This window comes from Paenibacillus sp. FSL M7-0802, from assembly GCF_038004945.1.
Lineage (GTDB): Bacteria > Bacillota > Bacilli > Paenibacillales > Paenibacillaceae > Paenibacillus > Paenibacillus polymyxa_B.
In genome coordinates this window covers 3,192,334-3,210,625 of sequence record NZ_JBBOSD010000001.1, presented here as the reverse complement: position 1 = coordinate 3,210,625, position 18,292 = coordinate 3,192,334, and the positions used below count along the sequence as shown (strand labels likewise).

The following is an 18,292-nucleotide window of genomic DNA, read 5'->3' as shown; positions in this document are numbered from 1 at the left end:
TAGATACCGCCTATTTTTCCTTATTCTTGTATCTTTGGAGTATGCTCAATCTATTCCCAGTTATGCACCAAACACGTGAACGAAACGTTATAAGCGCATCAGCGTAATAAATTTCAATAAATTCTTCATTTTCAAGCTTAATGTCAGTTTTTTTGATAAAATGAAGAAATATGCCTCTCGGGAGGGTTAGCATCTTGTTCAGTACGTTTTTTGTAAATACCTGTATCCTTGTCACCTTTTTGTACATAACTGGCCTCATATCACAAAGATATAAAATCCGTCTGCACACCTTGAAGCGTAAGATACATTGGATCGGAGGCGGCCTTTTTGGGTGCTATGGCATTGTTATGATGTACTATTCAATTCCAGTAGGATTTAATACGATTGCCGATCTTCGTCATTTGGCCATCGTAGCTACCGCAACGTACATCGGCGCCCCAGCAACGCTCATGGCTACCCTATTTATATGTGTAGGTAGATTATTGCTGTTTGGTATCAACACTCAAGCCATCGTAGGCGCTATTTTTATGATGCTCGTTGGGCTGGGGTGCGCTTTATTGTCACATCTGTCCTGGTCACGTTTACCCAAGCTGATGATTATGAACGTTTTTGCTATGGGCATTATATTCTGTTCCCTTATGATTAATTTGAAGAATCTTGATGATGTTCTGCATGTTTATCCGCTCCAATTATTCATATCCATGATCGGCGGATGTCTTCTGTACCTCATTGCTGAATCTATCAACACATCCAATGAGCTATTACTTCGACTGGAGCATACCTCCTACACAGACCATCTCACTAATTTAAGCAACAGAAGACAGCTTGAGTTTTCATTGGAAGAGAAGCTCCCTCAAGCTCGTCAACGTCATGAGCACTTATCTGTACTGGTGTTGGATATTGATCACTTCAAGGAAGTCAACGACACCTATGGGCATGCGGCAGGAGATGCAGTGCTGCGCCAGCTTGGGCAGATTCTAATGGAAAAATGTCGTCCTAATGATGTAGTCACCCGCAGCGGGGGGGAAGAATTCACCGTGCTTTTGCCAAATTGTGCTTTTCGGCAAGCGTTGCGAATAGCTAATCAGATTCTTAGTGGAGTAAATCAGCACGAGTTTATTTTAGCGGATGGTCTTGTTCTTAAGGTCACGGTGTCCATCGGTGTGACGACATTTCCTGGTACCGGGGAAGATATGTCCGGGGCAGCCCTGTTGGAGCAGGCAGATAAAGCACTATACGAAGCTAAAAATGCAGGACGTAACCGGGTTTGCTCATATGAAACATAATTTGAGGCATGACCATTTCATAGAAATAGCCGATACAACCCTCTTTTGAGAGTCGTATCGGCTATTATCATTTTGAATCTTCATTATGATTGCATTTTCCCACCACGAGTGATGTACGATTGGCAAGCGAAGCCAGCGTATGGGACCCCCATACTTCCAGCATACGTCGTTCGCTCTCGGCTAAAATTTCGGATACGGCTATCGCCAACTCCTCACAAAAAGGATTGGTTTCCGGTTCATGCATCATACCCGGGAAAATCGGATCACATATTTCAATGGCGTGGTATATATCGGCAAGTGTAATATGGTCGGCCGAACGGGTAAGCACATAGCCTCCCTCACGACCTTCGCGTGCTGCAATCAAATCTGCCTGTACAAGTCGCGTCAGCACCCTGCGCACCAAAGTGACTTCGCAGTCAATGGAACGGGCAATAGAACCGCTGGCACAGAGTTCTCCGTGCTTTTCCAAATAGACAAGCGCCTTTACCGCCACCCCAAGCCATTTGGGCGTTGCGGTGCGTAGTCGTTTTTCACTATTCAAATGAGATGACACCCCTAAGCTGTAGAAACTTCGTTGAATGCATTGTACGTGATGTCAGAAGTAAGTTCAAGCCTGAAAGCCGGAATCCTCTGTAGCATTAGCGCCCAAAGTAAAATGAGCTAGCCGCACTTCCCCGCTCAACAACAGGTATACATCACGTGTGCCAGAGACTGAATGTACCGCTTCCGAAAGCGTAACCCATGCTTGCGCCCCTCCTGTATTGCCCACGTTCACACGTGCCACAGCTTCGCTGTCCGGTGCATCCAAACGCAGCTCAATTGTGGCATCGCTACTGTTGCCTGACACGCGACACTGAAGCTCGACCACACTCACCGTATCCATGTCTACGCCATGAAAGGCAATCCAACCGGAACGTTGAGGTGTGCGCGGACGTACACAGGCCTCCCTTTGCTCCTTGCTTTCATCCAGTACGATGTCGGAGCAATTATCAAAGTTTTCAGCGCGAATACTTCGTCCGGCTTGGCGTGGTGGAATAACTTCGCCACGAACGTACACAGGGTGCTCCAACCGGATATCCGCTGAGGAAGCGCCTGCCAGCAGTGTATATTCCCCCGTTTCAACGCAATAGCAATCCCGTGTAACATCCCAAATCGCCCAATCCTTCATCCGAATCGTAAAGGAAACCGTTCGCGTCTCACCTGCGTCTAAGCGAATACGTTGAAAACCGCACAATGTCTTCAGTGGTCGCTTTACTCGTGAGGCACCGGGCCGTACATAGAGTTGTACAACCTCTTCACCAGCAGCTACACCCCGATTCGTCACCTCTACCCACACCTGGAGCGTATCCACGGCATCCAGTGCAGCAATAGATTTTACGCTATCCTTTGGGGCATCCGTACGCAGGTCATTATATTCAAAAGGCGAATACGTCAATCCATGGCCAAACGGATACAAGGATTCACCTTCAAAATATTGATAGGTACGACCGCCGCGAATAATATCGTAATCTTTGATGTCGCCCAATTGATCCTCGCTCTGAACCCAGGTCATGTTCAAACGCCCCGCTGGCGCGTAATCTCCAAATAACACATCCGCTATTGCTGTACCATGCTCTTGTCCCGCATGAGACGTGTATACGATCGCTGGAATATGCTCCTGAACCCAAGGGATGGCAAATGGATAGCTGCCCGTCAGAACCACAATCGTATTCGGATTGACGCGATACACTTCCTCGATAAGCCGTTGCTGGGAAGCTGCCAGTTCCAAGCCTGGACGGTCATTCTCTTCCTTTCCATTGATGAGCGGGTGATTTCCAACAAATACAATTGCTGTATCTGCCGCTTGCGCAGCGGCTATCGCTTCCGCTAAACCATCTGACACCGTCTCTACCTGGAATGTTTGGCTCTGTCCTAAAACTGTCGAGGCGTTACTCTCTACAGCGTTAAGTGCAGATTTTTCAGCCTCCACTACCTTTAATGAGCCCTCCGTTCCGGCAATCACTGGTTTGCCATTCCATGTTGTCCACAGATGCTCTCCTTGTCCAACAGGAGTCAGCCCAAAGACCTCTTTGACATACCAGCCATACGCTTCATCAGCTGTAACACGGAGCGTTTCCTCATCACTCGTCACGTAAGTACCCAGATGCTCATCATGTAACGTCACACTGCCATAGCCCCAATCCGTCATGGTCAATACCGTTGGGTCTCCATCCTGGGACAGGCGCATCTCACCAGAAGAATCGACTGTAAGCTTCGCTCCGTCATTCGCCGCCGTCAAGGTCACGCGATTCTTGGCATCACGGTACACGACGCTTTCCTTTGCGTCCTCGCCTTCCAGTTTGGCACGAATCGCCTCCAGCGGTGTAACCCGGTAGGGCAGCGTACCGGAATACCAGTCGCGGTACACCTCATTGCCATGCGTACCAATGACCGCTACTTTGCCACACTGGGCAGGGTTCAATGGCAAGAGTTCATGCTCATTTTTAAGCAGTACGATCTGCTCCCTCGCCGCACGCAGCGACAATTCACGGGCTTGCTCTGTCAGGAGAGCTTCCTCTCCGATTGAGGCATAGGGATTGTCTGCCGCCGGATCAAATTCCCCCAAACGAAAACGGACACGGAACGTATGGAACAATGCCCGATCCAGGTCTTCTTCTTGTAGCGTTCCTTGCGCCAAGGCTTCACGAATTGCCTGTTTGGAGAGCTCTGCATCATCTGTAATGCTGTCAATTCCCGCCCGAATAGATTCGGCCACGCCAGGCGTATGGGAATCGTAATACTGATGATCGTTGACAATCCCCATGACATCACCCGCATCACTTACAACAAAGCCGTCCATCCCCCATTCGCCCCTGACAATATCGTTAACCCCATGATATAACGTAGCAGGCGTTCCATTAATCAGGTTGTAAGAAGTCATCATCGACTGTGCGCCGCCTTCCGTAAAAGGCTTTTCAAAAGCTCTTAGGTAATATTCTCGCAGGTTTCGTGGGTCTATACTGGAGGAGCCACTTCCCCGATCCACTTCATTGTTGTTACCCAGAAAATGTTTTAAAGTGGCAACCGCTTTCAAATATACCGGATGATCCCCCTGTATCCCCTTGACTAACTCCTTTGACAACTCTCCCGTCAAATACGGATCTTCGCCGTAAGCTTCCTCATTGCGCCCCCATCTCGGGTCACGCTCCATATCCACCGTAGGTGCCCACAGGGTCAGACCGTTTAATTTGGGATCACGACGATAGTAAACACGTGCCTCATCTGCGATAACAGAGCCGATTTGGCGCATTAATTCCGTATCCCAAGTACATGCCAATCCTACAGGCTGAGGAAATGAAGTCGCCTCACCTAACCACGCTATCCCGTGTGCCGCTTCCGTACCGTGCTTGTAAGCTGCGACTCCCAATCGGTCAATGGCCGGCTGGTATTGCAACATGGATTCAACCTTTTCCTCCAAGGTTAGTCGCGAAACGAGATCCCGTACACGCTCATCCAGATGAATCTTCGGATCTTGAAATAAATATTCGATACCCGTTGTTTCATGACTCATATCCGTCATCTCCTTAGCTTAATTAAGATGATAAAAAGCACTTTTATGAAAGCGTTTTAATATATCATAGCTAAAAAGGAGTACCCCGGCAACAATACCGAAAACATCCTATACTGTTTGAAAGAGAGACCGCAGCATAAAGACAAAAAAAGTTGTATTTTACCTTCAATATACAAAGCTAAAAATAATATTTTTTGGTATAATCAGGATATATCACTGAAGGAGGAAGCGCTAATGAAAAATACCGGAATGACAAGGCCTCTGGATCAATTGGGGCGGATTGTACTCCCTAAGGAAATGCGCACTACAATGGATATCAATATCGGTGATTCACTTGAATTTTTCGTAGATGAAGAAGGGTTTGTACTAAGAAAATACACCGGTGTCTCCTGCAAATTTTGCGGCGCAGTGGATCATTTAACTTATTTTCGCGACAGCTTTATTTGCGCAGAGTGCATCCAGGTATTAAAGACCGATGAAAATGTGCATGCCACAAGCACCGATGCTATCCAGGCTCAAGAAGATTCTAAGCCGACCCGAACCAATACAACCTGGCAACCCAAGCAATCTAGAGTGCAGCAAGGTGAAATGGTAAAAAAGCTACGCAAGCTGATTCAGGAACACCCGAATCTGCCACAAAAAGTATATGCCGAAATGCTAGATATTTCCCAAGGCCGGGTGTCCCAGTTGAAAAAGCTACTCTAAACCTTCCCAAAACAATATCCCAAGATCATATACTATGTACTCGCAAGCCTATCATTTTCATCGCAACTACGATGGCCAGATATAGAGTAAGATACATATCCGTGGATGTGTCCCTTACTCTGTATCTGGCTTTTTTATACCGCCCACTCCTATCAATGTGACAATAGTCACATACTCTCAATGTTTACGTATATACAATATATAGATCGAAACAATTGGTTAACACAAGATATCATCAATATGTTGTTTTTGTGAAAAATATATATATTTTACTATATGGAGGGTTTTACGATGAAGGTGCTGGAGGAACATCAATTATACGACATCGGCGAGCGGGTCATTGGGGCACAAGATCTGGACATGCTGCGGGAGAATGCGAATTTGAATGGAGAATCGTTCAGCGGCAAAATGAGCAAGCTTGGGTCCGAGTATGCCAAATGGTATGCGCGCCTGCGGGTACTTCCGCCTGAACTGACGAACGCGATTGACCACGGATATGTATATGTTCACGATTTGGACCAATATGCGCTCGGAACTACAAATTGTATCTTTATCCCGTTTGGTCGTTTACTGCGAGACGGCTTCAATACAGGCAACGGCTCTGTGCGCACACCGCAAACGATTATGTCCGCTATGGCACTGGTCGCCATTATTTTCCAATCTCAGCAAAATAGCCAATTCGGAGGTGTCTCCGCCAATAAAATAGATTGGGACCTTGCCCCATACGTTGCCCGGTCCTTCCGCAAGCATCTGCGCAAGGGACTTCGGTTGTTCGAGGAAGAGATAGAATCCCATCTGTCTGACGACGAACTACATATGGCCAATCCCCATTTGCAAGAAGTCTGCCCTCGTTCATACGCATTCGCACGCGAAGAAACGGAAACGGAAACCCGGCAGGCTGCTGAATCGCTCATTCATAACCTGAACACCATGAGCAGTCGGGCGGGTGGACAGATTCCATTCACTTCACTGAATTACGGAATGTGCACGTCTGCTGAAGGACGGCTTGTTACTCAATCGCTGCTGGAGGCCACTATTCGCGGCTTGGGCAGCGGGGAAACTCCTATTTTTCCGCAGCATATTTTCCAATGCAAAGAGGGAATCAACCAGGCAGAAGGCGACATCAATTATGATTTGTTCTTACGGGCAGTAGAATGCTCTAGCAGACGGATGTATCCCAATTTTGTGAATGTGGATGCCACCTTCAACTTGCCTTTTTACCGTGCTGATGACCCGGATACCATTATAGCGACAATGGGTTGCCGTACCCGCACCATTTCTGACCGTTTCGGTAGAAACCGGCAGAGTGGCAAGGGAAATCTCTCCTTCAATACCATTAATCTGGTGCGGCTTGGCATTGAGTATGGTATTTGCACAGGCAAACGCCTGACACCTGACCGTGATCGCTTTGATGCGAGACTGGAAGAAGTTATGCGCATTGCGGTGGATGGCCTAATCCATCGCTATCAAATCCAGACCAGCCAACCGGCCAAAGCCTCGGACTTTATGATGCGCGAAGGGGTATGGGAAGGTGGAGAACAACTGGCGCCAGATGATAAGGTGGGAAGCGTACTAAAGCACGGTACGCTTTCGATCGGGTTCATCGGGCTGGCTGAGTGCATGAAGGCACTATACGGGAAACACCACGGGGAGGATGATTTCGTATACCGCGAGGCACAGCGAATCATCACTTCCATGCGCGTGTATTGCGATCGAATGAGTGAATATCACAATTTAAATATTACATTGTTCGCTACGCCTGCCGAAGGTCTGTCGGGCAAGTTCACATTGCTGGATCAACGTGATTTCGGGATTATCCCTGAGGTAAATGATCGAGAATATTACACGAATTCTTTTCATATTCCCGTGTATTATACGCTCCCGGCTGCTCGTAAAATCAGCTTGGAAGCTCCGTTCCATAACCTCTGCAACGCTGGTGCGATTTCATACATCGAGCTGGATGGTAACGCGCGGAATAACCCGGATGCGTTTCTTAAAATTGTTCAGTACGCGCTGCATCAGAACATCGGCTATTTCTCTATCAACCACCCGGTGGATCGTTGTACGGAATGTGGTTATGAAGGGATTATCGGGACAAGCTGCCCCCAATGCGGCACAGATGAGGAGCATACACACTTTCAGCGCTTACGTCGGGTAACCGGATATCTGACAGGAGATTATACCGTTCGCTTTAATGCTGCAAAACAGGCAGAAGTTCGAGACCGGGTGAAACATAAGTGAATTTGTGTGGCTACATTCCGGAATCTCTGAACGAAGGATACGGCCTGCGCACTGTCGTGTTTATTAGCGGTTGCCGTCATGCCTGTCCCGGATGCTTTAATCCAGCGTCGTGGAGCTTCCGTGCAGGTGAGCCATTTACACCCCAACGACAACAGGAAGTCATTCGTGACATCATGGATAATCCGTTGTTGGACGGACTGACTCTCTGCGGGGGAGATCCGTTTTTCTCAGCAGCAGAATGCTCGCAATTTGTGCGTGACTTCCGCGAGGCCTGTCCCGACCGAACCGTGTGGGCTTATACTGGCTTTGTCTATGAAGATTTACTCACAGATCAGGAGCGACAGGAGCTAGCGCTTTTGTGCGATGTGATTGTGGATGGTCGTTTTGTAGAACAGCAAAAGGACCTGACCCTTCCCTTCCGGGGCAGTCGCAACCAGCGTCTGGTAGATGTAAAAGCCAGTATTCAGGCAGGCTATACCGTTTCATTGGCTTAACGCGAAGTTTACCCGGCAAGATGCTATATATCTAAGACAAGTCCCCATCATGGGTAAGGCTTGTCTTTTTTTCATATAGCTAACTGTTTCCATTGGAGTTTCTATTGCGCATCCTGTAAGTTTCACTTATGATGGTGAACAAGTATACGAGTGCATAATTATTCGTCATACCTTAACCGCATAGCTTGGAGATAGGTGTCTGTTCTATTCAGATCAGGCTTAAAAGGGAAGCCGGTGCAAATCCGGCACGGTCCCGCCACTGTAAACGGGGAACTTTCAGCTGTTCATATATCCACTGGTCCACAGACCGGGAAGGAATGCTGAGAGTCATGATCCGTAAGTCAGGAGACCTGCCTATTTTAACAACATCGCAAGTACCTACGGAAGATAGGGAGGTGTTAAGAGCAGTCGCCGTATTTTTGATTTTTTAATCACGGAGGCATTCTTTCCCCTACTTATTTTTAACTCTGGGGGAAGAATGCCTTTTTTGGTACGTAAAAATAAAACAGCTACCCACTAGGAGGAAAAGTACATGTCCATTATTGAATGGCCTGAATTGTCCGGCTTGATTAGCAGTAATCTGGGATATCCGCGTATCGGCGAAAACCGGGAATGGAAGAAAGCACTGGAACGCTTCTGGAACGGCAGCATTAACGAAAGCGAACTGCAGACGGAGATGAAAAGATTACGGTTGGAGCATCTGAGCAAGCAGCGTGACAAGGGGATTGATCGCATTCCTGTCGGAGACTTCTCCTATTACGATCACATGCTGGATACATCTGTAATGTTCGGTCTGGTACCCGAACGGTTCAACCATCGTCCCGCAGGTCCGGTTCCTCTGTCCGTGTATTTTGGGATCGCTCGTGGACAGAAGGGAGCAACCGCCAGTGAAATGACCAAATGGATGAATACCAATTATCACTACATCGTTCCTGAATTGGCAAACGCAGTCCCGGTGTTCACTGAAAATAAACCCTTACAGGCTTATCGTGAAGCAAAACAAGAGCTAGGCATTGATGGGAAACCGGTCCTCATCGGCCCCTATTCATTCGTTACCTTATCCAAAGGCTATGATCGTAAGGATTTGGCCGCCATCGTACGAAGCTTCCTGCCACTGTACACCCGTATCCTGTCTGAACTAGCGGCAGAAGGCGTTCAGTGGGTCCAAATCGATGAACCTGTCCTGACCACCTCATTCCCGGCAGAGGATTTGGACATTATTCAGGAAGTCTATGAAGCTTTGACTCAAGCTGCGCCCTCCTTGAATATAATGCTGCAAACCTACTTTGGCAGCCTGGACCATTATGAGCGTCTGTCCGCACTTCCGGTACAGGGATTGGGTCTTGATTTTGTGTATGATGATGGCGAAAATCTTCAGCATATATTGCAGCATGGCTTCCCTAAAGGAAAAACGCTGGGCGCTGGGGTTATTGACGGGCGCAATATATGGCGAAGCGACCTGAACGCTGTGGCTGCCCTGCTGGGTCAGTTAGCAGAACAAACCACTGCCGCACAGCTTATCGTACAGCCATCATGCAGTCTGCTGCATGTGCCAGTCAGTCTGGAGGCAGAGCACAAGCTGGACAAGGAGCTGGTGCAAGCGCTGGCCTTTGCCGATGAAAAGCTGGAGGAAATCGCCGTCCTGACGGCTGCACTTGGCAAACACGATCCTTCCGCACTCGCCAAGCTTGAGCAAAGTGCGGATGCGGTAGCCCGTTTCAACAGTTCAGCGGCACGCGTACAGACAGCTGCCGATCTGGCCGACCTGTTGGCAAAAGAGCCTCTGTCACGCAGCGTTCCTTTCGCCGAGCGTCGTGAGATTCAGCAAAATAAGCTGAAGTTGCCTCCACTGCCTACGACGACCATTGGTAGCTTCCCGCAAACCGCCGAGATCCGCAAGGCCCGCCTGCACTATCGCAAAGGAGAATGGTCAGCCGAGCAATACCGGGCGTTCATCCAACAGCAAATTAAGGAATGGATTGATATTCAAGAGGACATTGGCATTGACGTGCTTGTTCATGGAGAATTTGAGCGGACCGATATGGTTGAATTTTTTGGCGAAAAGCTGAACGGCTTTGCTTTTACGCAAAACGGATGGGTGCAGTCCTACGGCTCCCGCTGTGTTAAACCGCCGATTATATACGGAGACGTTTCCTTCGATCAGCCCATGACCGTGGAAGAAACGGCATTCGCCCAATCGTTAACTTCCAAGCCTGTTAAGGGAATGCTTACAGGCCCTGTGACCATTTTGAACTGGTCTTTTGAACGTAACGATATTCCTCGTAGTCAAGTTGCTTTACAGTTGGCTCTGGCATTACGGGCAGAGGTAGAGGCACTGGAACAAGCGGGCATCGGCATGATTCAGGTCGATGAGCCTGCAATTCGTGAAGGGCTTCCACTGAAAAAAGAACAACAGCAAGCCTATCTGGACTGGGCGGTTCAAGCCTTCCTTGTGACCACGGCCACCGTTGAACCTGCGACCCAAATCCATACGCACATGTGCTATTCCGAATTTCAGCATATGATTCAGTCCATCTCCGATATGGATGCCGACGTCATATCTATTGAAACTTCGCGAAGTCACGGAGAACTGATTGTCAGCTTTGAAGATCAGGTATACGACAAGGGCATCGGTCTGGGCGTGTACGATATCCACAGTCCGCGCATCCCCGATGTATCTGAAATGCTAAGCATGATCCAGCGTGCTCTGCGCGTACTGCCATCAGATTTGTTCTGGGTTAATCCGGACTGTGGTCTGAAAACCCGCACCAAGGAGGAATCTATCGCCGCCTTGCGACTAATGGTACAAGCGGCTCAAGCAGCCCGGGCTGCATTGGCTGTATCCAACTAATCTTTTTATCGTATCGAATCGCACCATCATTTCACCATATCCTATTCCCCTTTCCGGCCCTTTTTGGTAAAAGCCGGGAAGGGGGATTTATTCTAGGTCATATAATGTATAAACGCCTTGAATATGCTCCATTTTCATCTGCTTCATATGTACGCCTAAGCCATGTTCTTGATCCCAGGAGCAACTAAAATTCAAATACAGTTCATCCTTTGCCGATGAGTCGGAAATCAGTATAGACACAAGCTGTATTCGATCCAGCAATTGTTCCGGCCGCTCCACATAAGGCGCATATTCATCTGGGTCCTCTCCCCATATACTGTAAGCATTCCGGTACTTTTCCACTATGCCAGCATAATGATGGTGTATGGACTCCAACACTTGAGGATGAATAGCTGACGAATATTCCATATACTGCTCCCATGTGTTTTTTTGCAACTGTGTAGGTTCTTCTATAGTCTGTGCCTGTTCTTCGGAGTCAGCCCCCACGATAAATTCGACTTCTACTTCCGAGGGCTGCCCGCAAAAATTAAGATGTACTACACCACGCAGAACAATCTCCTCAGATACATCCCAAGACTCATCATCCTGTTCCAGTTCCATATACCAATTTTTCCAATCCACCCTTTACCCACCTCTTCATAAAAAGTAATATTTAACCCTATTGAATACTTTACAATCTATCATTTTAATGAATGAAATTAAAGTAGCATCCTATTTGTGCTTCCAGCCATATTTCGAGTAATTTCCAAATAAAAATACTTTTTTCTACAACATTCGCTACTCAATAAAGCCTCCAAGGAAGGAATTCTGCCCATTTTGGCACAAATATTTTATTATTAAAAATTTAGTACCTTGCATTAATCAGTACATGATGTTAAATTATACCTGACTACTGTTCTATAATTAGTACCTGTGACAAATTATGCACAAACACACGTTTCTTTCCCTTATTCCGAACGACACCTATGAATTATTGATAACATCCAGGAAGGGAGCACCGCTCGTGAATGTGAACATCCAATTCAAAAAAGGGGTACTGGAACTGTGCGTTCTAGTTCTAATTGGACGCAAAGACCGTTATGGCTACGAGTTGGCGCAAGCCGTCTCCCGTCATATTGAAGTAGCCGAGGGAGCCCTATATCCACTGCTTCGCCGTCTAGTATCAGAAGGATACTGCACAACGTATTTACAGGAATCGACCGAGGGGCCTCCTCGCAAATATTATCGGCTGACCGATACTGGCAGTCATTATACAAGAATACTTACGCGGGAATGGAATGATTTTGTCCATAATGTCGCAAGCCTACTGGAGGAAGGAAATTCCGATGAATAGAAAACAGTTTCTTACAGAGGTGGAACAGCGTCTTTCTCCTCTCCCTGCAGAGGTACGCAATGAGCTGCTTAGTGATTTGAGCCAGCATTTTGACTACGGGTTGGTTAATGGCAAAAGCGAAAGTGAGATTGCCAATGAGCTGGGTAACCCGGAGGATATTGCCCGAGAAGCGTTGGATGATCCCAATGCAGCCTGGAACGATTCTCCTCCGCTTCGTCAGGGAAGCTTCGCACGCAATCTTTTTACTTTCTTAGGGCTGCTGTTTCTCAATTTGCTAATCTCCATCCCGATTATGGCTACCCTATGGGCAGTATGGGCTTCATTGGCCGTGGTATCGGTCAGCTTCATTGCAGCCCCCCTTCTCGCCGTTACTGATTATGCACTAAACAGCACCTTTTACCCGGCCAAATTCTTTTTCTCTATCACGTTGACGGGTATAGGTCTATTGCTGCTGCCTGGAGTACGTTATCTCCTACTCCTTATGGTCAAGGGCACAGTACGATACTGGAAATGGAATCAGACTACCCTGAGGGGAGCTTACTAACAACATGAATAAAAAGTGGTTTATTGCAGCAGGTCTGTGCATTGTCATCGGCGCAGCCGGAATGGTGGCCTACGGTGCCCCATGGAGTCAACAAGTCATGAAGGAAACAACTGCGATTAACAAAAAATGGACGTTTACACGTGGTCAGCTACAGAAGCTGAAAGTGGACAGTTCTGATGATGTCTCTATTTTGTTTGCTCCTGGCTCTGGCGACCAAGGTACGATACGCATTAGCGGAGAAGTTCAGACAAAAGTAGCCGACCAGATTCATAATGCCCAAATTGAGAACGGTAAGCTTACGATTCAATCGGAGCCGGCCCCTTCCTTGTCATTCCTTTCGATCACCCCTGATGTGGATCAAACGATTACCGTAGAGATGCCCTCCGGCGAAACACTAACTGACCTACAGATAGATGCACATTCAGGGAATGTAAAACTTCAAGATGCCTCCGTGCAGAATACTTCCATCACCGCTACTTCAGGCACTGCCGAGATTACAAACCTCCAAAGTACCCACCTGATCGCAAATTTAACATCCGGCAATTTTACAGCCAGTCAGCTTGCAGCAGATATGGAGTTGAAGCTTACTTCTGGCGATGTTACCATCCGCGATTATAGCGGTAATGGCCTTATTTCCCTAACCTCAGGGGAGACAAATATTACGCAACGTGCCGTAGCCAACTTGGAAGTGAATGCTGATTCTGGTGACGTGAAGATTAAACAAGCTCCCGATTTTAAAGGTGTTTATAATGTCCACTCTGACTCTGGGAGTATAGATACTCCCGAATCTGTTCCCGGTAGTGTGAACGTGATAAAGGCAGAAACCACCTCAGGGGATATTAATATTTCCAAATAGGAGACCTCTAGATGAATACCTCATCAGAGGCGAAGTTTGGTTCAATGAGTTTAACCTTGTATAATGTAACCATGTGCTCACATGCACAACCACGTTATGGAGTGAAAAGGAGGAGACTGGATGGAACTTAAGAATAAAACAGCCATTATTACAGGAGCCAGCAAAGGAATCGGTAAAGCAATTGCCGAAACTTTAGCTAAGGAAGGCGTCAACCTGGGATTAATCTCACGAACATTGACTGACCTGCAAAAGCTGCAGGATTCGCTGGGGAGTACATACGGTGTGAAAGTGGTGAGTGCTGTTGCAGATATATCGGATCGCGCACAGGCCGCTGCCGCTGTAGCTTCACTGGAACATGAGCTGGGCGCTGTCGATATTTTGATCAATAATGCAGGCATTGCTACCTTTGGCACAGTCGCAGATATGGACCCCGAAGAGTGGGAACGTATTATTCGCGTAAACCTGATGGGAACCTATTATGTCACACATGCTGTTCTTCCAAGCATGCTGGCACAAAAGAGCGGGAACATTATTAATATTTCCTCGACGGCAGGAGAACGAGGTTTTGCAACAGGCTCGGCATATTGCGCATCCAAGTTTGCTTTGATGGGCTTCACGGAAGCACTGATGCAGGAAGTTCGCAAATCTAACATTCGCGTCACCGCGCTGACTCCAAGCACTGTCAATACAGAACTGGCGGCAAATGCAGGATTGCCTATTGGTGATGAAGATCGCATGCTTCAACCGCAAGATTTGGCCGATCTGACATTAGCCGCATTGAAACTGCCTCCACGGGTTCAATTAAAAGTAGCCGGTATTTGGACAACCAACCCACAGTAATTCGACACGACATCTTAGATTCATTGGCTGTACAATGCTCCGGCAGACGTAATTGTTCGTCATGCCGGAGCTTTTTTTTCAGCAGAGCTATACCAAAACAAACTGTAATATAAAGCGCTTTGTACTTCCAGCATATATACATACAATTCCTACAACTATAAGCGCATTTCAGGAAAGGGGAAAAATGATGAAGAACACAGGAATGACACGGCCATTAGACCATTTGGGCCGCATTGTGCTGCCCAAGGAGCTGCGCAATTCTATGAATATTAATATTGGAGATGCCCTCGATTTTTTTATTACCCCAGAGGGACTGATGATTCGCAAGTATACGGGGGTTTCTTGCTATTTTTGTGGTGCCGTAGATCATTTGAGCTATTTTAGGGATCATCTGATATGTAAAAGTTGTATTGAAAATCTGAAGAGCGATAATCCTTCCAGTCATTTGAGTGAATCCCGTCCTGTCCAGCCCAAGAAAAGAAGGAGTTACAGAAATCAGAATGATCTCCTGAATAAACTAAAACAGCTCATGCAGGAGCATCCTAATGTATCTCAAAAAGAATTAGCCGAAATGCTCGAACTATCCCAGGGACGCGTGTCACAGCTTAAAAAGCTACTCCTTTAAATGATCCTGCCGATCCGTCTGTTATTATCAACAAAAAAAGAGCCTGACGGCTCTCGGATCATCATCGTTACGCAATGTCAGAATGCTCCATAACCGGGACTCGATAGGCCAGCAAGGACTCGTCTATTACGGCAGAAATAAACGTTGCTTCTATTTCAGGCACCAATCTAAGCGCATAATTCCATGCGTTTTCTTCAATTTGCAGCGCAAGTCGTTGCCGGGTCCCTATCCCGCTCTCTTGCTCCAAAGCATCGGAGAGGTCCACTAATTCCGTATCGGCGGCGTGCCCGATCTCATGTGCAAGCACAACCGTAAAATACTCCTCAACTCGATCAACGCTGCCGAACATTTGTAAACACTGTGTTTCAATAACGTCCGTATACATGGTAATGGCGTGAGCATTCATGGCATATTTGCCCCCAATCAGCCTTCCACCAGGAAAACGTTTCTCCAGCTTAACTGTCACACCTATAGCAGCCCGTTCCAAAAGCTCAGCGACAACGCGCTCTGCCTGATATCTTTCCAACTTAGCTTCGCTCCTCAAACCAGGATATATAAAGTTATATTTACTTTAAACTTATGAAATCATGGATGTGTTCATACCATACACAGTACGATATTATACCTTTTTACAAAGGAGAATACCATGTCAGAAGATTATTATATAGGCTGGGGAACGCTTGCCCTTATTAATGCCGGTTTGGCACAATCCAAAAATCGGAGCGGGCTAAATTGGTTTCTGCTCTCCCTATTAATAGGGCCACTGGCTACCCTTTTTATCGTTGCATGGGATAAGCTGGAATCCTAATCCAGCCATTAGGTCATTCCCATCATTATCCGGAATGAAAAGGGCAACCTTGGCGCTTCTGCTGAAGCACTGCATCTGATGCTGTATTAGCCTGTCTCGACATATACGGCTTCTCTTGAACTCCGAAATTCGGCTTCACAAGCCGATTATCGTAGGAACTATGAAAAATATGCGTTGTCGCCGGGGATAGCGGAGGGATCAGCCATGTCCAATTGCCTGTCAGTGCGCGCCCAGCCTTGGCCTCCCGTTCCTCAAACAGCTTGAATTGTGCCGCTGCGGTATGGTGGTCGACAATGCTGACTCCCGCTTTTTTAAAAGAATGCAGCACAGCAATATTCAATTCCACCAGCGCCCGATCACGCCAAAGCGTTGTTTCACTCGTCGTATCCAGCCCCATCAGCTTAGCCACCTGTGGCAACATATTATAGCGGAAGGTATCCGCAAAATTACGGGCGCCGATTTCTGTTCCCATATACCAGCCGTTAAAGGGAGCCGCCGTATAGATGATACCGCCAATTTCCAGCGTCATGTCCGAAATCATAGGCACGGCATACCAACGTAATCCCAAGGAAGCGAAACCCGAAAGTTCTGGATGCTCAATGGCTACCTCCATCACCAAATGCTCAGGAATATCAAATAGCTCGGGAGGCCGCCCGCCTGCTTCCACAACCAGTGGCAAAATATCAAAAGGAGTCATCGCTCCTTGCCAGCCCATATCTTTACAAACATTGGTAAAATCCACCGAGATCGGGTCCCCGATGATCCCTTGATCGGTTTCATATCCAGCGTAACGAATGAGTTGATGGTTCCAGATGCGGATATTCGGCTGCCCCGGCTTGGAGGCGCGAAATACAGTAAGCGTTGGCTTAATTTTACCGCCATTCGTTCCTATGCGCATATGCTCCAGGAGCTCGCGGACCACCTCCGTCGCATCTGACGCGCCCCGCGCATCTCTGACCAAAAGCTTGTCCCAAAATAAGCGCCCTATGCAACGGTTGCTATTGCGCCAAGCCATGAGTGCTCCGTGCTCCAGCTCTTCGTACGTATGATCATACGTTCCCGTAGTCTCTATGTCGTGACGAATATGAAGAAGCCGGGCTTCCGCTTCATCGCGGCTTCGGCCCAGCTCCTCATAACATGTATATATAAACTGCTCCGCTTCATGCAAAAGCTGTTGTTTCACTTCCATAACATACACCCCATCCCGGCAGCTCTATGACTCAAGAGCCTGTGGTCTTCCACGCCTTCACGTTATTATACTCCAGCGGCAGAGTGGAACCAACGGGATGTGTACCTTGTTCACCTGATCTCCATATACGTGGAAATATATCCCAATATCTTATCCCAAATACGCACTCAGCATCCAGATATGTTTATCCATTGCTTCTCTCAAGCCGTTAAGAAGATCCTCTGTCGCTTTATCCTGTGCTGCTTCCGCTGCTTCCATCCCATTAGCCAGTTCAACAGTGATGGTTTTAAAATCAGCAACAACGGACTTCACCATATCGTCAGCTGTCTGCTCACCTGCGGACTCCTGAATAGCTGAAAGTTGCAAATGCTCCTTCAAGGTCGCAGCCGGACGGCCACCAATAGCCAACAAACGTTCAGCAATCGTATCTAGATTAGCTGTTGCTTCATTGTAAAGTTCTTCAAATTTAGCATGCAGTGTGAAGAATTTAGGTCCTTTCACATACCAGTGAAAATAATGCAGTTTCGTGTACAATACAGACCAGGTAGCTACCTGACGATTCAATGCCTTGTGCAATTCTTGAATGGCCTCTTGTGTAGGTGCGTTCGTATGATTTAATGTACTCATGTTAAAATCCCCTCTCGTTTTCATTCAAAATATAGTTGGTGTAAAGCTTGGATACTCGTTAACAGTAGTGTCTGATTTTCTTCAAAATCCCATGCGTGAATCCAATAAATATTTATTTATTAATTTAGACTTAATCTAAATCCTGTTTTAATTATAACACTGTGTCGATGTTTTTCAAGTCTTTATTCGGTTTTAATCATGAAGATTACGTGAATTGATTGTAAATCAAACTCTATAGGCAATAGGATATCCAGAACCAAGACTTATTTATCTTTATACATAGGTTACATCAATAGGAGTAAAGAAGATGTTAATTTTGTCTGCTAAAGTATCTGTATTGTAG

General features: G+C 47.1%; 17 protein-coding genes and 1 riboswitch. Of the genes, 11 read left to right on the top strand and 6 right to left on the bottom strand.

The window, feature by feature from the left end:
• The first annotated feature begins 194 nt into the window (after nucleotides 1-194).
• Nucleotides 195-1,286 carry a GGDEF domain-containing protein gene (locus tag MHB54_RS14915; protein WP_023990814.1) on the top strand — a complete coding sequence of 364 codons (1,092 nt, stop codon included), beginning with the start codon at nucleotides 195-197 and terminating at the stop codon, nucleotides 1,284-1,286.
• 67 nt (nucleotides 1,287-1,353) lie between these two features.
• Here MHB54_RS14915 and MHB54_RS14910 read toward each other — a convergent pair whose 3' ends face one another.
• Both MHB54_RS14910 and MHB54_RS14905 read right to left on the bottom strand, forming a co-directional pair.
• Nucleotides 1,354-1,827: an Rrf2 family transcriptional regulator gene (locus MHB54_RS14910; protein ID WP_013312437.1), complete on the bottom strand. Its 474-nt coding sequence runs from the start codon at nucleotides 1,825-1,827 to the stop codon at nucleotides 1,354-1,356.
• A gap of 66 nt (nucleotides 1,828-1,893) precedes the next feature.
• Entirely contained in the window at nucleotides 1,894-4,836 is a 2,943-nt protein-coding gene (locus MHB54_RS14905) for a glycoside hydrolase family 3 protein (RefSeq protein ID WP_264454427.1), read from the bottom strand.
• A 234-nt stretch (nucleotides 4,837-5,070) separates the two neighbouring features.
• On the opposite strand from MHB54_RS14905, the gene MHB54_RS14900 reads away from it, so the two are divergent.
• The 4 genes from MHB54_RS14900 to metE all read left to right on the top strand — a co-directional run bounded on the left by MHB54_RS14900 (nucleotide 5,071) and on the right by metE (nucleotide 11,127).
• On the top strand, nucleotides 5,071-5,541 hold the full coding sequence (locus MHB54_RS14900; protein WP_023990816.1) for an AbrB/MazE/SpoVT family DNA-binding domain-containing protein: 471 nt from the start codon (nucleotides 5,071-5,073) through the stop codon (nucleotides 5,539-5,541).
• A 291-nt stretch (nucleotides 5,542-5,832) separates the two neighbouring features.
• Nucleotides 5,833-7,782 (top strand): anaerobic ribonucleoside triphosphate reductase, encoded by a 1,950-nt coding sequence (locus MHB54_RS14895; RefSeq protein ID WP_023990817.1) that lies wholly within the window; start codon nucleotides 5,833-5,835, stop codon nucleotides 7,780-7,782.
• Entirely contained in the window at nucleotides 7,779-8,276 is a 498-nt protein-coding gene (gene nrdG / locus MHB54_RS14890; protein ID WP_023990818.1) for an anaerobic ribonucleoside-triphosphate reductase activating protein, read from the top strand. Before MHB54_RS14895 ends, nrdG begins: the two co-directional genes overlap by 4 nt.
• A 176-nt stretch (nucleotides 8,277-8,452) precedes the next feature.
• A riboswitch (cobalamin riboswitch) is annotated at nucleotides 8,453-8,648 on the top strand.
• A 160-nt stretch (nucleotides 8,649-8,808) separates the two neighbouring features.
• Nucleotides 8,809-11,127, top strand: coding sequence for a 5-methyltetrahydropteroyltriglutamate--homocysteine S-methyltransferase (gene metE / locus MHB54_RS14885; protein WP_264454426.1), 2,319 nt, complete (start codon nucleotides 8,809-8,811; stop codon nucleotides 11,125-11,127).
• An 87-nt stretch (nucleotides 11,128-11,214) separates the two neighbouring features.
• Here the strand turns inward: metE and MHB54_RS14880 are convergent, their stop codons facing one another.
• A complete protein-coding gene (locus MHB54_RS14880; RefSeq protein WP_023990820.1) occupies nucleotides 11,215-11,748 on the bottom strand; it encodes a DUF6985 domain-containing protein in 534 nt (177 codons plus the stop codon).
• A gap of 382 nt (nucleotides 11,749-12,130) precedes the next feature.
• Here MHB54_RS14880 and MHB54_RS14875 point away from each other — a divergent pair, with 382 nt between their 5' ends.
• The 5 genes from MHB54_RS14875 to MHB54_RS14855 all read left to right on the top strand — a co-directional run bounded on the left by MHB54_RS14875 (nucleotide 12,131) and on the right by MHB54_RS14855 (nucleotide 15,325).
• Nucleotides 12,131-12,460 carry a PadR family transcriptional regulator gene (locus MHB54_RS14875; protein WP_029518618.1) on the top strand — a complete coding sequence of 110 codons (330 nt, stop codon included), beginning with the start codon at nucleotides 12,131-12,133 and terminating at the stop codon, nucleotides 12,458-12,460.
• Nucleotides 12,453-13,004: a DUF1700 domain-containing protein gene (locus MHB54_RS14870; RefSeq protein WP_068939004.1), complete on the top strand. Its 552-nt coding sequence runs from the start codon at nucleotides 12,453-12,455 to the stop codon at nucleotides 13,002-13,004. Before MHB54_RS14875 ends, MHB54_RS14870 begins: the two co-directional genes overlap by 8 nt.
• Nucleotides 13,005-13,008: 4 nt before the next feature.
• Complete coding sequence (locus MHB54_RS14865; RefSeq protein ID WP_068939006.1) at nucleotides 13,009-13,860, top strand: DUF4097 family beta strand repeat-containing protein; 852 nt, start codon at nucleotides 13,009-13,011, stop codon at nucleotides 13,858-13,860.
• Nucleotides 13,861-13,980: 120 nt separating this feature from the next.
• A complete protein-coding gene (locus tag MHB54_RS14860; RefSeq protein ID WP_013312448.1) occupies nucleotides 13,981-14,700 on the top strand; it encodes a 3-ketoacyl-ACP reductase in 720 nt (239 codons plus the stop codon).
• 187 nt (nucleotides 14,701-14,887) lie between these two features.
• A complete protein-coding gene (locus MHB54_RS14855) occupies nucleotides 14,888-15,325 on the top strand; it encodes an AbrB/MazE/SpoVT family DNA-binding domain-containing protein (protein ID WP_013312449.1) in 438 nt (145 codons plus the stop codon).
• 67 nt (nucleotides 15,326-15,392) lie between these two features.
• On the opposite strand, the gene MHB54_RS14850 is transcribed toward MHB54_RS14855, so the two are convergent.
• Nucleotides 15,393-15,851: a hypothetical protein gene (locus MHB54_RS14850; RefSeq protein WP_053326325.1), complete on the bottom strand. Its 459-nt coding sequence runs from the start codon at nucleotides 15,849-15,851 to the stop codon at nucleotides 15,393-15,395.
• Between the two features lie 120 nt (nucleotides 15,852-15,971).
• Here MHB54_RS14850 and MHB54_RS14845 point away from each other — a divergent pair, with 120 nt between their 5' ends.
• Nucleotides 15,972-16,133, top strand: coding sequence for a hypothetical protein (locus MHB54_RS14845; protein WP_013312451.1), 162 nt, complete (start codon nucleotides 15,972-15,974; stop codon nucleotides 16,131-16,133).
• A gap of 25 nt (nucleotides 16,134-16,158) precedes the next feature.
• On the opposite strand, the gene MHB54_RS14840 is transcribed toward MHB54_RS14845, so the two are convergent.
• Entirely contained in the window at nucleotides 16,159-17,322 is a 1,164-nt protein-coding gene (locus MHB54_RS14840) for a nitric oxide synthase oxygenase (protein ID WP_068939008.1), read from the bottom strand.
• A gap of 150 nt (nucleotides 17,323-17,472) precedes the next feature.
• Nucleotides 17,473-17,949, bottom strand: coding sequence for a Dps family protein (locus MHB54_RS14835; RefSeq protein WP_023990827.1), 477 nt, complete (start codon nucleotides 17,947-17,949; stop codon nucleotides 17,473-17,475).
• Between the last annotated feature and the right edge of the window lie 343 nt (nucleotides 17,950-18,292).

Bases quoted from the DNA above. Each gene is read 5' to 3' on its own strand.
- MHB54_RS14840 (WP_068939008.1), bottom strand. From the start codon at position 17,322: ATGGAAGTGAAACAACAGCTTTTGCATGAAGCGGAGCAGTTTATATAT.
- MHB54_RS14900 (WP_023990816.1), top strand. From the start codon at position 5,071: ATGAAAAATACCGGAATGACAAGGCCTCTGGATCAATTGGGGCGGATT.
- metE (WP_264454426.1), top strand. From the start codon at position 8,809: ATGTCCATTATTGAATGGCCTGAATTGTCCGGCTTGATTAGCAGTAAT.
- MHB54_RS14895 (WP_023990817.1), top strand. From the start codon at position 5,833: ATGAAGGTGCTGGAGGAACATCAATTATACGACATCGGCGAGCGGGTC.
- MHB54_RS14835 (WP_023990827.1), bottom strand. From the start codon at position 17,949: ATGAGTACATTAAATCATACGAACGCACCTACACAAGAGGCCATTCAA.
- MHB54_RS14865 (WP_068939006.1), top strand. From the start codon at position 13,009: ATGAATAAAAAGTGGTTTATTGCAGCAGGTCTGTGCATTGTCATCGGC.
- MHB54_RS14870 (WP_068939004.1), top strand. From the start codon at position 12,453: ATGAATAGAAAACAGTTTCTTACAGAGGTGGAACAGCGTCTTTCTCCT.
- MHB54_RS14855 (WP_013312449.1), top strand. From the start codon at position 14,888: ATGAAGAACACAGGAATGACACGGCCATTAGACCATTTGGGCCGCATT.
- MHB54_RS14860 (WP_013312448.1), top strand. From the start codon at position 13,981: ATGGAACTTAAGAATAAAACAGCCATTATTACAGGAGCCAGCAAAGGA.
- MHB54_RS14905 (WP_264454427.1), bottom strand. From the start codon at position 4,836: ATGAGTCATGAAACAACGGGTATCGAATATTTATTTCAAGATCCGAAG.
- MHB54_RS14845 (WP_013312451.1), top strand. From the start codon at position 15,972: ATGTCAGAAGATTATTATATAGGCTGGGGAACGCTTGCCCTTATTAAT.